Consider the following 14,282-nt stretch of genomic DNA (forward strand, 5'->3'; position numbering starts at 1 on the left):
GTGGAGCTGACTGTTACTAATCGGTCGAGGGCTTGACCAAAGCAACTCGGAAATAATCTGTATGAAGTTTTGAAGGTATGTACCTTTAACAATGGCGTTACCTGATTTCAGGCGAACGTCATTCTTTAACTTAATAATCCTCGATAGCTCAGTTGGTAGAGCACGCGGCTGTTAACCGCGCTGTCGTAGGTTCGAGTCCTACTCGGGGAGCTGATTGCTCGATAGCAGATTTTGCTATCGAGTTTTTTACTTTACAGGAAATTTCTCAAATCTCAGAAATAGTGTTATAATAAACTGGAAATAAAAAATGACATGACAAAAGAGCGAATGGTAAATAGTGCAGTTTTTTTTGTGGTAAACTTCTAAAACCAACATAGAAGTACCACATTCGGAACAACATAGAGGATTGTATCCGAAAGAGAGAAGAATGGAGTGCAGAGATTTGGCTTTGCAAGAACATAAAAACCATCGGCATATTTCGTGTACATTTCATTTTTAACTTTGTGAAAAGTTGAACCAATGCGGAAAGTAAGCTGTTCAAGCAGCACTTTACGAAAGGCATTACGAAGAAAGTTATAGTCAAAATGTTTGACAGGACGCCAGGGAGTGAAGTTTTCCGTTTTATTCATTTTAGAAAAAATACGAAGGACAACATCGCGGACAGAATGGAATAAGCAATCTAAGAGAGATCTGTCTTTGAAAAATAAGCACGAAGCTCTTCCGGGATAGTGAAAACATAATGACGGTGAACACAGGCAACAAGCTTACAGGGCAAATGAAAAATGGAAATTGTCATAGGTGTAAGAAATAGCGTTAAAAAGCAGCATTAGAAGTAACGTTAAGAAATAGCACTATAAGTATCACTGAAGAATAGCGTTAAAAAATAGCACAAAAAAACGCCCACAGATATGTCATGATATGATGAACTGATTTTGCTCATGATATCATGACATATCTGCGGGCGTTTTTTATGCTGCTCAGCATCCGTAAGAAGCTGCCGGTAGCAAGTTCTTATGGTGAATAACTCATAAAGAGTTTTTCATATAGTTACACTTCATTGCGTCTTCCTACGAAGATACTGATTACATAGAACAGTACCGCATAGATAAGGAAGCAAATGAGACAGCGGGTAATCATATTTGAAGCCATAAGGTCTGTTGCAGTCTCAACCATACAGTTATCCAGCCAGTAGTCGGCAAAATCAAAGGATTTCTTGTGGGTCAGGGTGTCTGCCAGTGAGATTATCATGGATAAAACCAGTGGACCGATGATACCGACTGCGATGGAACCGCCTGTTTTCTTAAATAGAACTGCAATCAGGAAGAACAGGGAGGTGTATGCAAAGTTACCAAGAAGCTGTAAAAGCAGGGTTATAACCAGATCTCCTGTGGTACCGGAAAGGCTTCCAACTTCCCAGAATGCAGTGCCGGCAAGGAATCCGGTAAGCCAGCAGACAATGGTATAAACCGTTGTGGCAGCTAAGGATACCATGTATTTTACCGCATAAATGCGGGTGCGGCTGTAGCCTCTTGCAATGATATTTTTTAAAGTGCCATTGGTGTAGTCGCTGCATACAAAGAGGGAAAGAAATACAGCCAGTACAATCGTAAAGTTGCTGGAAGATACTGCACCAACCAGCATATATATGCCGGTATAAAGGAATCCATCGTCAGAAGCACTTACGGTTACGCCGCCAGCTTCCATATTTCCCTGTGATAAACTGTAAATCATATTTAATGTTACTGCGGTCAGAAGAATTAATCCGATTAACACACAGCCACAGATGTAAAAGCTCTTCTGACGGAATAATTTTCGAAATTCAAATCTAAATAATTGTCCCATATTAACCACCTATCCGTTTCATAAAGTATTGTTCAAGTCCTTCTGCATGCACCCAGAAACTATTTACCGCAACGCCCTGTTGAACCAGACGTTTGTTTAATTCAGCGGCTTCCTCAAGATGTGAGGAGAGAATCACCTGATTGCCGGCAATGCGAATCTGTTCTGCCGGAATAGTTTCTGCAAAAATAGTGGCTGTTTTCTGCACATCATCTACTGTAAAAATCAGTTTGTGCTGGCAGCGTTCATTTAATTCTGCAGCAGTAACTTCTTCAATCAGCATACCGTCGTTGATAATTCCATATCTGGTAACGATTTTGGACAGCTCATCTAATAAGTGGCTGGAAATGAGAATTGTAATATTTTTCTCATGATTCAGCTTTAAAATCAAATCACGGACTTCCTTCATTCCGGCAGGGTCAAGACCGTTTACCGGCTCATCTAAGACTAAGAACTCCGGATTGCCGAGAAGTGCAATGGCAATACCAAGACGCTGGCGCATTCCAAGGGAAAATTTGCCGGCTTTTTTATTACCGGTATCAGCAAGCCCAACCAGAGAAAGGATTTCCTTAATCTCTGCATCGGTGCCACCGTAAATTAAGGAAAACTGCTTTAAGTTTTCATAGGCGGTACAGTTTTTATAAAGTCCAGGTGCTTCGATTAAAGAACCGATTTTGCGTCTGGCTTTATCGAAAGGCTCGCCGCCAAATAATTTGATTTCTCCTTTGGTAGGGAAAGCAGTACCTAAGACAAGGCGCATGAAAGTTGTTTTTCCGGCACCGTTTTTTCCAATGAATCCGTAAATATCACCTTTGTGAATGGTCATATTTACATTATTTACAGCCATCTTCTTACCGAATTGCCGGGAAAGATTCGTTGTTTGCAATATTGTTTCCATAAACATATCTCCTTCTTTATTTGTATTACTACAATAATACACTAAGACAGTAATGTCAAGAAGAAAATTTTAAAAGATAGACAGAAAGAGAAAAGAAGTGTACCCTTAAAGAGAATAATTTTGAGCAAAATTATGACGAATAATTCTTAAAAAACGCTTTACATCACCACTACTCTATGGTATACTAAAACACGTTCTGACGGTCGTTGGAACGTATCTGGCTCCGTGGTCAAGCGGTTAAGACATCGCCCTTTCACGGCGGTAACACGGGTTCGATTCCCGTCGGAGTCACTACACGAACAGAATATGAGGCATAAAAAATGTGCCACTGCATATACTGGAAGTGTTACAACAGAATATGGCGACATAGCCAAGTGGTAAGGCACGGGTCTGCAACACCCTTATCACCAGTTCGAATCTGGTTGTCGCCTCTTTCAAGAGAATCTTTTATAGATTCTCTTTTTTTTACGCGAGTAGCGAGAAAAATCGCATGCTTGCATGCAGATTTGGCGAGCACCTTAAGAAACTTCAATACCATGCACCTGCAAAAATTCCTTCGCAATCTTCGAAAGGTGCCGGTCTTTGCTGATAATAAAAGCACTCATAATATAGAGGTTTTCATCGGAAATATATTTGATGCACATATCCTTAATTTCACGTATGTCCTCTTTCGTCAGGGAGACTAAGGCTACACTTCCAAAAGAGCGCGCCCATTCAATGGCAGTGGTTTTCGGAGAAGTAATCATGGAAACATTTGGCGAAAGAAGATAGTGTCCAAAAGAAGCATAAACAATATCCAGACAGTCAAAAGGAATTGCCAGCGGGTAGTTGGCAAGGTCCGGGACAGAAAGCTTTCCTTTGATTTTAGCCAGGGGATGGTCTTTTGGAAACAGCGCAACAATATCCTCTCTTTCATAGGGATAAAGTGTAAGCGCACCATGTCCGGGTGCGGCAGAGCGAATCAGCCCAATCTCCGTAATTCCATTTAAGACATTCGGAATAACAAATTCGCTTGGAATCTCATAAAAGTCATAATTTACTTTCGGATGCTTTGCGATAAAGGCATCAAAAAATTTGTGCAGAAAATAAGGAGAGTTACCGGCTGGAATTGAAATCTTCAACAGTTCAGAGAAGCCGGCTTTCTGGTTCAGCAATTCATTTCGTAAGCCCTCTTCCATCATGCAAATCTCTTTGGCACGTTTGTAAAAGATTCTTCCTGCATCCGTCAGCTCTAAGGAACGGTTTCCCCGGAGAAGAAGCTTCGCACCATAGGTTTTCTCAATATTTTTTAGCTGGTTACTCAAAGAAGGCTGTGCAATCAGAAGCTTATTGGCAGCCGCTACGATACTGCCGCAATCTACAATGGTTACAAAGTTACGGTAGGAGTCTAATGTCATAATAAAATACCTCTTTTGTTTTGTAGGAATCATTTGAAAATATAATTTATGTGGTTTGTAGGGGGGATTGTAAAAAATATAGGATTTCCAATATAGTTCCGGGTATGCAGGGAAGATTATTTTTGATATGAAATGCCGCAGTTCTAAAGCACATGTTTTTCTTTCTGTTATCAAAACAGTCTTTCCAATGTTTGACATGATAACTTCCCGGTTCGCCGAAGTACGGATGCATTTTAAGGGCTGTTAGGGGCACTTGAAATTTCGTCTGGCATCCGGCAACGCTGGCACAGGGAAGTGCCAGCGAGGCGCATATGAACATGGATGTGAATTTGCGCCGGTTGCCAGGCTTATTCAGTTATAGGTCGAAATTCTTAGTGCCCCTTGCAGACATTATTCAGCATCCGTACTCGGCGGACAGAGCAGTTATCCTCTTAAAGCAATGGAAAGACAGTTTATAATCAAGAAAAACATGTAACTAAGAACTGCAGACATTTCATATCAGATAAAATAATCTTCCTGCATAACCGGCTAATTATATTGAAATAAAATATTTTTCTTTACAATTCCCCTCCACACAATATAATAAAAATATTATAGAAATCAAGTAAAAATAGTATTTTTATTATAAAACAATTTCTATTATAATGCAAATGTATGTAAGCAAAGGTGCAATACGGGGACGTGTTGTACCTTTCGTGTTTTTCATAGTTACAATACATCCGAAGGAGACAGAACATTTCCGGCGGATATATAATGATGGATAAGAGGATATAGATAAAATGGAACATTATGATTTAGAAGTATGTGGTCTGAAACGTGAACTGCCTTTTGTTAAACTGTCAGATGGAACAGCGTATGCAAGTTTTGTGGTAATCAGTGATACGGAGCTGATTGAGAAAGCAGGAAAGGAACTGGCGGCATTTGCCAATGGAGCAGAAATTATCCTGACCATTGAAGCAAAGGGAATTGCCCTGGCGTACGAGATTTCAAAGCAGCTTCATATGAAGGAATTTGTGGTAGTCCGGAAAAGCGTGAAGTCCTATGTGAAATCATTTATCCAGGATGCGGTGCATTCCATTACAACAGAGGGAAATCAGGACATTTTTCTGGATGAAACGGATGCAGAGAAGTTAAAGGGAAAGAAAGTTGCAATTGTGGATGATGTGATTTCAAAAGGAGAATCCCTGGCTGCGGCAGAGCGTCTGGTGCAGAAAGCCGGAGGAGAGGTTTGCAGCAGGCTTGCAATTCTGGCAGAGGGAAAAGCGGCAGAGCGGACAGATATCACATTTTTACAGAAACTACCATTGTTTCAGAAAGGAAAAGAATCCTATGAGCCTGTTGATTAAGAATGTTGCGATTGCAGATGTGTTGGAAGATGAGATAAAAACCGGGGATATTTATATCAAAAATGGTCGTTTTGAGAAAATTGCAGAGCATATTGATGCCAGTGAAATAGAAGAAAAGGAGCATCTTATGGTAATCAATGGGGAAGGGCTTACTGCCCTGCCGGGATTAATTGACGCCCATACCCATGTGGAGCTTAGCATGTTAAGCAGTGCATCTTTTGCAGAGGCACTGATACAAAACGGAACCACAGCAGCAGTCTTAGACCCTCATGATGCAGTAAATGTCTTAGGACATAAAGGTGCAAAATATCTGATGGAAGAGATGAAGGAGACAGAGCTTACACCGGTCTGGATGGCATCTCCCTGTGTTCCGTCAGCACCGGGATATGAAGACTGTTATGGACAGGTGATGCTTTCCGATGTCAAAGTGATGGTGGAAGAATATGGCATGTATGGAATTGCAGAAGCCATGGATTATAACCGGGTCATTGCAAAGGAAGCTTCTTTAAAAGAAATCTTAGATTATGGAAAAGAAAAAGGTTTAAAAATAGACGGACATGCGCCGGGTGTATTGGGAGCTGACTTAGATACCTATATTGCAGCAGGCGTAAGCTCCGACCATGAGAGTGTAACGGTGGAGGAAATGTTAGAAAAATTCAGGAAAGGAATGTATGTCATTATCCGCCGTGGCTCCTTAAAAGAGCCTGCAAGTGCAAAAGAATTCTTAGATAAAGCAGGAGACAGCGACCATATTTTACTTTCTACCGATGGCTGTATTACAGCGAAAGATATGGCAGAGCATGGACATATGAACTATGCACTGGCGCAGATTGTGGAAGAAGGTGTGGAGCCGCTTCAGGCTATCAAGCTTGCAACGATTTATCCGGCAGCAGCCTATGGCTTAAAGGACAGAGGTGTCATTGCAGAGGGATATCGTGCAGATATGATACTTGTGAAGGATTTAACAGACTTTAAGGTGCAGGATGTTATTGTAAACGGAGAAATTGCAAAGGCTTCTTATCCGCGAATGGATTATCCGAAAGAAGTGATCCATTCCATAAAGCGGGATGATTTAAAAGAAGGAGAACTTACGATTCCATTGCCGGAAGGCTGCATAGATGGCGAAGTAAAAGTCAATATTGTAAAAATCGTGGACGGAATCCTGGAGACAATTCACGAAGAGAGAACGCTTCCGGTAAAGAACGGTGCACTCATTTTAGAGGATGACTTAATGTATTGTGCAGTAGTAGACCGTTACCGGAAAGATGGTTCCATCGGAATCGGCATCATCAGCCAGGCAGGAGCACTGCAGGGAGCATTTGCCGGTTCGGTAGGACAGGATACCCAGAATCTGATTGCATTTGGAACTTCTCTTTCGGATATGACGCTGGCATTTAATCAGGTCATTGTAAAACAGGGTGGTCTTTCTTATGTAAGGGATGGAGAAGAAAAACAGTTTGTAGGACTTCCGGTACTTGGCATATTAAGCCAGAAGCCAATGGAGGCATTTGTAGAGGAAACAGATAGACTTTTAGCTGATTTATGGAAACACGGCTGTATCCTTAAGAATCCAATCCTCACCATGAGTCTTCAGATTTCCCTTGCCGTCATTCCGGAGATGGCAATTACCAACCGGGGATTATTAGATATTATAAATAATCGATTTATTCCAGTCTGTGAACTGGTTTAGATAAAACAAAAGAAAGGACGTTTATTATGGAAAAGTTTTTCAAACTGAAAGAAAATGGTACCAGCGTAAAAATCGAGTTTATTGCAGGTATCACAACATTTGTTACCATGGCTTACATCATCATGGTAAATCCGGCAATGCTTGCCACACCTTTTGAAGGAACCGATATGTATGATAAGGTATTCAACGGCGTATTTTTTGCCACCTGTCTGTCTGCATTTTTAGGAACTTTCTTAATGGGAGTTCTTGCCAGATTGCCGTTTGCCCAGGCACCTGGTATGGGAATGAACGCATTTTTTACTTACACCGTAATGCTTGGCATGGGTTATTCCTATGAAGCATCACTGGCAATGGTATTCATTTCCGGTGCATTATTTATTCTGATTACTTTATGTTCCTTCCGGGAAAAAATTGTAATGGCAATTCCGAAAAATATAAAAGTTGCCATATCGGTAGGTATCGGATTGTTCCTTGCATTTATCGGCTTCCAGGATGCTGGTCTTATTGTAGGAAATGAAAGTACCATGGTATCGTTGGTGGATTTTTCTACTTTTTCTGAAAATCCGGTGGCCTGCTGGGGCGCAATTTTAGCCTTCTTTGGAATCGTACTTACCACCGTTCTTTATAAGAAAAAAGTAACCGGTTCTATTTTAATCAGTATTTTTGTAGTAACTATTCTTGGAATTTTCACCGGAAATACGGTATTTGATGGCTTCCAGATTAACTTTGGTGCCCAGGTAAAAGATTTTGCAGATGTTTCCTTATTCGCATGTTTCCGCGGTTTCCGGGAATTATTTATGGGAAGCTCGGTAGGACAGGCAATTTTAACTTTGATCATGCTGATTATCACTTTCTCCATGGTTGACATGTTTGATACCATCGGAACCTTAATCGGAACTGCAAAATCAGCAAATATGTTAGATGAAGATGGAAATATTCCAAATGCAAAGAAGAGCCTTCTCTGTGATGCAATTGCAACGGTTGGCGGTTCTATATTTGGTACTTCCACCGTTACCACTTATGGTGAATGTATCTCCGGAATCAGCGTAGGAGGAAGAACCGGACTGACTTCTGTATTTACAGCAATCATGTTCTTAGCAGCAATCATCTTTGCTCCGTTTGTAAGCATCATCCCATCCTGTGCAACAGCACCGGCATTAATCTTCGTAGGTGGTCTTTTGTTAAGTGCCATCAAAGATATGGAATTTGATGATGTATCTGAAGCAATTCCGGCATACTTGGCATTAATCATGATGCCGCTTACCTACTCCATCGCAAACGGAATTGCCGTTGGATTAATTGCTTATACATTAATTAAAATCTTTACCGGAAAGTTCAAGGAGTTAAATATTATCACAGTAGTATTATCCGCACTCTTTGTTATCCGTTATCTGATGATTTCCTTATAATCTTTTGAAGAACTGCATAAGAAAAGCGCAGGGCAATGAATGCTCTGCGCTTAAATTTTTTCGCTATGTAATAATTCTACTGTGGCTGATTTGGATTCTGCTGCTGACCATTGAACTGCTGTGACTGTCCGTTGAACTGCTGCTGTCCGTTGAACTGCTGCTGTCCGTTAAACTGCTGCTGTCCGTTAAACTGCTGCTGTCCATAATAAGCCTGCTGTGCCTGATTTACCTTTGGAGCTACAATGCCGTAAGCCCAGTTTGCAAGTCCGTTTAATCCAGGAACGTTTGCTTCGTTTCCTTTGGCTGTGTTTACAAGAGCCATGATACAGAAAATCAGAACTACAAGGCTTACAATACCATCGATGACAGAAATTGCTGTTCCCCATACAGAACCCATAAGAGGTATCTGGTATAAGAAATCGAAAATGTTTAAAATACCATTTACGATATCTGCAAAGATACATAAGAAAAATGCCTGAATTACCTGACGGGAAGCCCATTCATTTTTCTCCACGATGAGAACGAAACCAGTCAGTAATGCAAGAACAGTGCTGTATCCTAAGAATGCAAGGATAAATGCGGCTACTGCATAAAATGATAATCTGATTCCTAACTTACCTTTTTCCATTATATTTGTTCCTCCTAAAAATGGTTTAATATTTTATAACATTATAAGTATACTGTTCTTATGTAAAAAAAGCAAATAAATTTGCATGGAATTGTGTAAAAAGCAGGTAGAAATCTGTAAATTCTCTCTTGACGGATTTGTGCTGCTTTGGTAAACTATATGAGTGTGAATTGACACAATTAAATATGCGGCGTCTTAGCCAAGTGGTAAGGCACGGGTCTGCAACACCCTTATCGCCGGTTCAAATCCGGCAGACGCCTTTTTAAAGAGAACCGAAGAGGTTCTCTTTTTTTAATAGTAGTTGCAATATGAAAGTATGTAGAAATGAAATTCCGGAAAAGCCTATTATAATAAAAGCTGCTAACACATATCCGGTTATTTTTGGTAACAATATGGGAATAGAAACTGGTAGTGCATTTATGCAAATACATAAAAAAGTAGCTGGAAGATATTTAAAAGTCAATATAACTGCATTTTTTACGGTATGTTTTAAAGTAGTTCTGTATTGATCCGGAAGAAAAAATGCATAAATAAGAAATCCCTGCAATAACAACAAAATAAGAAATTGTATACAGAGAGTGAGAGACCTGAAAAAGGTTTCTGGCATAAAAGGTAAAATGTATAAGTTAATCAGACAAAATATAAATAAAATCATTACAGGTAACCAAAGAAGAATATTCTGCTTTAAATTTTTTTTCCAAAAGAAAAAATAAGTTCTTGCAATATAGGATTCTGTATTTTGTGAAAGTTTTAAATTTGTTTGATAAAGGGCGTAAAAGGATACCCCGATTGTAATAATAGGAAGGGATGTAATAATGAATAAAAAATTTAAAGCAATTAAACTGGTAAATTTGTTGATAAATCGAAAAAATTTACCATCAAGTGAAAAGAAGTTTTCCATAGTATAATATCCTTTCAAAATTAATTCTATATTGTGGAATCCCGGATAATAAGTTTTGTTTCATATTCCATATATGAATGAGGAGAGTTTGGATATTGTATCCGCTCTAACATCTGGCGGGCTGCAGCAATACCAAGGTATTTTTTTGGAGTCTGTATTGTAGTGAGAGAAGGTGTAATCCTTTCAGAAGCAGGAATATCATCAAATCCTACTACACTTACATCTTTTGGAATCTGATAACCCAAAAATTGAAGAGCATATATTAATTGGATTGCTGTACGGTCATTCCCGCAAATAAATACATCCGGGACAGAAGCCATCTTTTGTAATTTTTTAACGACTATTTGAAAGTCCTGAAATTCATCAGAAGTTTCTGTTAATAAGCAATGTTTCCGGTCTAGTTCCAGATGATTATCAGAAAGACATTCTTGTAATGCATCAAAACGTTCCTGAAAACCTCGTCCTACATTTGCGGAATAAATATCTCCAACAAAGGCAAAACGCTCGGCACCTTTGGAAATTAAATGATTTACAATCCGGTGAATATTTCTTTTGTTTTCCATAGTAACAATATCTATCATATCTAAAGCAGGATTATAATCCTTTGGTAAATCAACAGTAATAATTGGAAGATTATATTGTAACAATGCATTGCAGATAGCCCCATCACAAATTTCCACAAGAATAATACCTTTAATGGAAGGATCTTTTAATGCAGTAGGAAAATCCATTTTTTTCAAATCACTTTCAGACATGATTCCAATTACAAGATGATAATGTGCATTAGATAAGATGGATTCAATACCTGTTAAAACCGCAGTCCAGAATTCAGAGTCTGGTGCATAGGTTTTGGTAAGAAACAGGATAGAACCATTATTCACATTAGATGGAGAAGTAACATCTCCCGATTCGGAAAAAAGTTCTTTGTTTATGTTATTGTAATTCAGTTCTCTGGCTTTATTTAAAACCCGCTGCTTTGTTTTCGAAGAAACTTCATTACTGTTTTTTAAAGCTTTAGCAACAGTATTTCTGGATAAGTTTAATTCTTCGGCTAATTGTTTAATCGTGCATTTCATACTTCCACCTCCAGATTTATTGTAACACTTTATTAAGAATAAAGGAAGAAGAAAATGTGCGAAAAATAAAAATGCATGAAATGCACAAAATAACAATGAAAAGATGTATAACATGTATAAAACAACAGTTTTTATTATGTAAAAAAAATAGAAAATGATAAAATTGAGAAAGGTATGTTGAAAATAAATAGTGCATATGCTAAAATTTGAGCATAAAAAGAACGAGAAAAAACATGCAAATAGTGCAAAGAGAGGTGCATATGAAAAAATTATTGTACAGACCAAAAGATGCATGGGTTGGAGATTTAATACCGTATTATGAAAATGGAACTTTTTATGGTTATTATCTGCATGATCCAAGAATCAGAGACAAAGAGTATGCAGAAGAAACTACCTGGCATCTTGTAACAACAAAAGACTTTGTAAATGTGGAATACAAAGGGGAAGCAATCAAGAGAGGAGGAGATGACAAGCCAAATAAGAATGCTTACACTGGTTCCGTAATAAAAGACAAAGAAAATCTTTATCATGCATTTTTTACTGCGTATAATGAAGATATAAAAATTAATGGAAAAAGTGTACAGTCTGTAATGCAGGCAGTAGGAACAGATTTAGAACATCTTAATACAGTAGAAGAATTTTTGTTTGTTTCTGATGGAAAGCAATATGAAGAATTTGACTGGCGGGATCCATTTGTATACTGGAACGAAGAAGATGAATGTTATGACATGCTTCTGGCTTCAAGAATTAAAGGAGGAGGTGAATTAAGGGGAGGCTGTATTGCATTGTGTAAGTCAAAGGATTTGAAACAATGGACCTATGAAAAACCGTTTTATGCCCCTGGCATGTATATCACCATGGAATGTCCTGAAATTTTCAAGATGGGAAATTACTGGTATCTGGTTTTCTCCACTTTTTCGGATCAATTTACTACACATTATAGAATTTCAAAAAGTCCAAATGGACCATGGGAAATTCCTGAAGATGATGTCTTTGACACCAGATCAGATTATGCAATCAAAACCGCATCAGATGGACAGCGAAGATTTGCATTTGGATGGATTGCAAGCAAATATGGAAATAAAGATTTTGGACCATGGGAATGGGGTGGAACAATGGTGTTCCATGAATTGATTCAGAATCCGGAAGATGGAACATTAAAAGTCCGTGTTATTCCAGGTGTGAAAGAGTTCTATGATGAAGTACAGGATATGAAACCAGCAGCAGGCTATAATAGCCGGATAACAAAGACAGAAAAAGGAATTCATGTAATAAGTGATACCTTAGGCTCCGGTGTCTATGAAATTCCGGAAGATTGCTTTTCAATTGAAATGGATGTCTGTGTGAAGCGGGGACATGAATTCGGAATAGCGTTACATGTTGATTCTGAAATGGAAAAGGGTTATTTTTTAAGAATGAATCAACGGAAAAAGGAAGTAGCATGGGATATGTGGCCACGTTCAGAAAAGGGCATCTATCAGTGGCAGATAAAAGGTGATGTACCATACCAGATAGAAACATCCAGAAGGCTTCCGGATGCAGATGAATATCATTTACTGATAATAAGAGAAGATGATATCTGTATTGTGTATATTAATGATGAAATTGTATTATCTACCAGAATGTATGATCACAAAGGTGGCTATGCCGGTGTTTATGTGGTACAGGGAGAAGTAGAATTAAACAATTTTGTGATAAAAACAAGAAAAGAGAGGGATTAAAATGAAAAAGAGAATGATGAGTATTTTATTGTTAGCAACAATGGTAACAGGGTTGATTGCAGGCTGTGGTTCTACAAAAAAAGAAGCAAAAAATGATGATGATGATGTGGTAACTGTTACGTGGATGACATCAAGACCTGTGGATGGTGAAATAGATCAGGTAATGCATGAAATTGCAGATCAGTACAGTAAAGAAAAAGGCGGAAAGTGGAAAATTGAATTTGAAACAACAGCGGACAGACCTTCCTATTTACAGAAATTAAAGACATTAATTGCCGGAGGCAATATGCCGGATATAATTGATATTGATGCCGATCCATATTGTCAGGAGCTGGTAGATGCAGGAATGTTAGTAGATGTAAAACAATTTTTAAAAGATAATGACAGATATGATGATTTCTATCCGATTGCATTAAAATATCAGGAATTTACAGATGGTTCCATGTATACTTTACCATTAGAATATCATGTGGAAATGACATGGTATAACAAAGAAATTTTTGAACAGTATAATCTGACACCACCAACTACCATGGATGAGTGGCTGAATGTATGTAAAACCTTAAAAGATAATGGAATTACACCGATTTCGGTAGATGGTGTTGACAGATGGCCGGTACAGAGATACTTAGCAATGCTTCCATTTAGAGAAACCGGAAATGATTTTATCATTAATTTAAGAGATGGAAAAGAGAAAATGGACAGTGAAACCGGAAGAGAAGCAGCAGAATTTATGAAAGAAATGGGTCAGTATTTTAATGATGGATTTGCTGCAACAGACTATGCAACAGCACAATCAATGTTTTTAGATGGAAAATCTGCAATGTATTATATTGGTGACTGGGAAATCGGCGCTATGCAGGATGCATATGAGCAGGGTAAAATTGATTATTTTTATCTTCCTACTATTGAAGGTGCAAAAACACAGCCAAATGAATTTTGTATAAATTCTGGAATTGGTATGGCATTTAATGCAGAAACATTTGATGAAAAAACAAAAGATTTTATCTTATATGTAATTGATAATTATGGTAAATTATATGCTGGAAAACAGCAGATGTCTCCAATTAAAACCGATTTACCGGATGATGTTGAATACTCAGATCTTTATCTGAAAATTCAGGAAGATATGCAGTCTACAGGTGAAAACTTCCTGAAGCCTTGGGATACATACCTTGATTCCAATACCAATACCGTTATGCAGGATAATTTATTATTGCTGGCATCCGGTGATTTATCAGTAGACGATTTTTGTAAACTGGTAGATGATTCTATTGCAGAATATACAAAATAAGTAAATGACATATCGAGATATGTATTATCATGATTGGTAATACATATCTCGTAACAGATTTATATAAATGAAAAGGAAGGAGT

11 protein-coding genes, 4 tRNA genes and 2 pseudogenes are annotated in these 14,282 nt (G+C 38.3%); 10 read left to right on the forward strand and 7 right to left on the reverse strand.

What is annotated here, in order from left to right:
- Window positions 1–137: 137 nt before the first annotated feature.
- A tRNA-Asn gene (locus tag DWV68_RS06175) sits at window positions 138–210 on the forward strand.
- 218 nt (window positions 211–428) lie between these two features.
- Here the strand turns inward: DWV68_RS06175 and DWV68_RS15155 are convergent.
- The 3 genes and pseudogenes from DWV68_RS15155 to DWV68_RS06185 form a co-directional block, all read right to left on the reverse strand.
- Window positions 429–781 (reverse strand): annotated as a pseudogene (locus DWV68_RS15155) (IS91 family transposase); the annotation flags it as partial.
- 266 nt (window positions 782–1,047) lie between these two features.
- Window positions 1,048–1,842 (reverse strand): ABC transporter permease, encoded by a 795-nt coding sequence (locus DWV68_RS06180; protein WP_117842177.1) that lies wholly within the window; start codon window positions 1,840–1,842, stop codon window positions 1,048–1,050.
- Between the two features lies 1 nt (window position 1,843).
- Window positions 1,844–2,737 (reverse strand): ABC transporter ATP-binding protein, encoded by an 894-nt coding sequence (locus tag DWV68_RS06185; protein WP_118665316.1) that lies wholly within the window; start codon window positions 2,735–2,737, stop codon window positions 1,844–1,846.
- 219 nt (window positions 2,738–2,956) lie between these two features.
- On the opposite strand from DWV68_RS06185, the gene DWV68_RS06190 reads away from it, so the two are divergent.
- Both DWV68_RS06190 and DWV68_RS06195 read left to right on the forward strand, forming a co-directional pair.
- Window positions 2,957–3,028 (forward strand) — tRNA-Glu (locus DWV68_RS06190).
- A 69-nt stretch (window positions 3,029–3,097) separates the two neighbouring features.
- Window positions 3,098–3,168: transfer RNA gene (locus DWV68_RS06195), tRNA-Cys, on the forward strand.
- A gap of 87 nt (window positions 3,169–3,255) precedes the next feature.
- Here the strand turns inward: DWV68_RS06195 and DWV68_RS06200 are convergent.
- Complete coding sequence (locus DWV68_RS06200; RefSeq protein WP_117842179.1) at window positions 3,256–4,134, reverse strand: LysR family transcriptional regulator; 879 nt, start codon at window positions 4,132–4,134, stop codon at window positions 3,256–3,258.
- A 779-nt stretch (window positions 4,135–4,913) separates the two neighbouring features.
- On the opposite strand from DWV68_RS06200, the gene DWV68_RS06205 reads away from it, so the two are divergent.
- The 3 genes from DWV68_RS06205 to DWV68_RS06215 are packed head-to-tail and all read left to right on the forward strand — an operon-like array spanning window position 4,914 to window position 8,579.
- Window positions 4,914–5,480, forward strand: a complete 567-nt coding sequence (locus DWV68_RS06205) for a phosphoribosyltransferase family protein (RefSeq protein ID WP_022242521.1) — start codon at window positions 4,914–4,916, stop codon at window positions 5,478–5,480.
- Window positions 5,464–7,170, forward strand: coding sequence for an adenine deaminase C-terminal domain-containing protein (locus DWV68_RS06210; protein WP_118665318.1), 1,707 nt, complete (start codon window positions 5,464–5,466; stop codon window positions 7,168–7,170). Before DWV68_RS06205 ends, DWV68_RS06210 begins: the two co-directional genes overlap by 17 nt.
- Window positions 7,171–7,196: 26 nt before the next feature.
- On the forward strand, window positions 7,197–8,579 hold the full coding sequence (locus tag DWV68_RS06215; protein WP_117699227.1) for an NCS2 family permease: 1,383 nt from the start codon (window positions 7,197–7,199) through the stop codon (window positions 8,577–8,579).
- Window positions 8,580–8,655: 76 nt separating this feature from the next.
- Here DWV68_RS06215 and DWV68_RS06220 read toward each other — a convergent pair whose 3' ends face one another.
- Window positions 8,656–9,207, reverse strand: a complete 552-nt coding sequence (locus tag DWV68_RS06220) for a hypothetical protein (RefSeq protein WP_118665320.1) — start codon at window positions 9,205–9,207, stop codon at window positions 8,656–8,658.
- A gap of 189 nt (window positions 9,208–9,396) precedes the next feature.
- On the opposite strand from DWV68_RS06220, the gene DWV68_RS06225 reads away from it, so the two are divergent.
- Window positions 9,397–9,467, forward strand: a tRNA-Cys gene (locus DWV68_RS06225).
- Window positions 9,468–9,515: 48 nt separating this feature from the next.
- Window positions 9,516–9,716: a hypothetical protein gene (locus tag DWV68_RS14690; RefSeq protein ID WP_118542276.1), complete on the forward strand. Its 201-nt coding sequence runs from the start codon at window positions 9,516–9,518 to the stop codon at window positions 9,714–9,716.
- Window positions 9,717–9,841: 125 nt separating this feature from the next.
- On the opposite strand, the pseudogene DWV68_RS15160 reads toward DWV68_RS14690, so the two are convergent.
- Window positions 9,842–10,108: pseudogene (locus DWV68_RS15160) on the reverse strand (DUF624 domain-containing protein); the annotation flags it as partial.
- Window positions 10,109–10,134: 26 nt separating this feature from the next.
- Entirely contained in the window at window positions 10,135–11,184 is a 1,050-nt protein-coding gene (locus DWV68_RS06235) for a LacI family DNA-binding transcriptional regulator (RefSeq protein WP_117947250.1), read from the reverse strand.
- Between the two features lie 260 nt (window positions 11,185–11,444).
- On the opposite strand from DWV68_RS06235, the gene DWV68_RS06240 reads away from it, so the two are divergent.
- Both DWV68_RS06240 and DWV68_RS06245 read left to right on the forward strand, forming a co-directional pair.
- Window positions 11,445–12,905 carry a glycoside hydrolase family 32 protein gene (locus tag DWV68_RS06240; protein WP_118057733.1) on the forward strand — a complete coding sequence of 487 codons (1,461 nt, stop codon included), beginning with the start codon at window positions 11,445–11,447 and terminating at the stop codon, window positions 12,903–12,905.
- Between the two features lies 1 nt (window position 12,906).
- Window positions 12,907–14,199: an ABC transporter substrate-binding protein gene (locus DWV68_RS06245; RefSeq protein ID WP_117699248.1), complete on the forward strand. Its 1,293-nt coding sequence runs from the start codon at window positions 12,907–12,909 to the stop codon at window positions 14,197–14,199.
- Window positions 14,200–14,282: the final 83 nt, after the last annotated feature.

Source organism: Roseburia sp. AF12-17LB (assembly GCF_003479605.1).
In the GTDB taxonomy this organism is placed as follows: domain Bacteria; phylum Bacillota; class Clostridia; order Lachnospirales; family Lachnospiraceae; genus Roseburia_C; species Roseburia_C amylophila.

Bases quoted from the DNA above. Each gene is read 5' to 3' on its own strand.
- DWV68_RS06180 (WP_117842177.1), bottom strand. From the start codon at position 1,842: ATGGGACAATTATTTAGATTTGAATTTCGAAAATTATTCCGTCAGAAG.
- DWV68_RS06210 (WP_118665318.1), top strand. From the start codon at position 5,464: ATGAGCCTGTTGATTAAGAATGTTGCGATTGCAGATGTGTTGGAAGAT.
- DWV68_RS06205 (WP_022242521.1), top strand. From the start codon at position 4,914: ATGGAACATTATGATTTAGAAGTATGTGGTCTGAAACGTGAACTGCCT.
- DWV68_RS06200 (WP_117842179.1), bottom strand. From the start codon at position 4,134: ATGACATTAGACTCCTACCGTAACTTTGTAACCATTGTAGATTGCGGC.
- DWV68_RS06185 (WP_118665316.1), bottom strand. From the start codon at position 2,737: ATGGAAACAATATTGCAAACAACGAATCTTTCCCGGCAATTCGGTAAG.
- DWV68_RS06215 (WP_117699227.1), top strand. From the start codon at position 7,197: ATGGAAAAGTTTTTCAAACTGAAAGAAAATGGTACCAGCGTAAAAATC.
- DWV68_RS14690 (WP_118542276.1), top strand. From the start codon at position 9,516: ATGAAAGTATGTAGAAATGAAATTCCGGAAAAGCCTATTATAATAAAA.
- DWV68_RS06235 (WP_117947250.1), bottom strand. From the start codon at position 11,184: ATGAAATGCACGATTAAACAATTAGCCGAAGAATTAAACTTATCCAGA.
- DWV68_RS06220 (WP_118665320.1), bottom strand. From the start codon at position 9,207: ATGGAAAAAGGTAAGTTAGGAATCAGATTATCATTTTATGCAGTAGCC.
- DWV68_RS06240 (WP_118057733.1), top strand. From the start codon at position 11,445: ATGAAAAAATTATTGTACAGACCAAAAGATGCATGGGTTGGAGATTTA.
- DWV68_RS06245 (WP_117699248.1), top strand. From the start codon at position 12,907: ATGAAAAAGAGAATGATGAGTATTTTATTGTTAGCAACAATGGTAACA.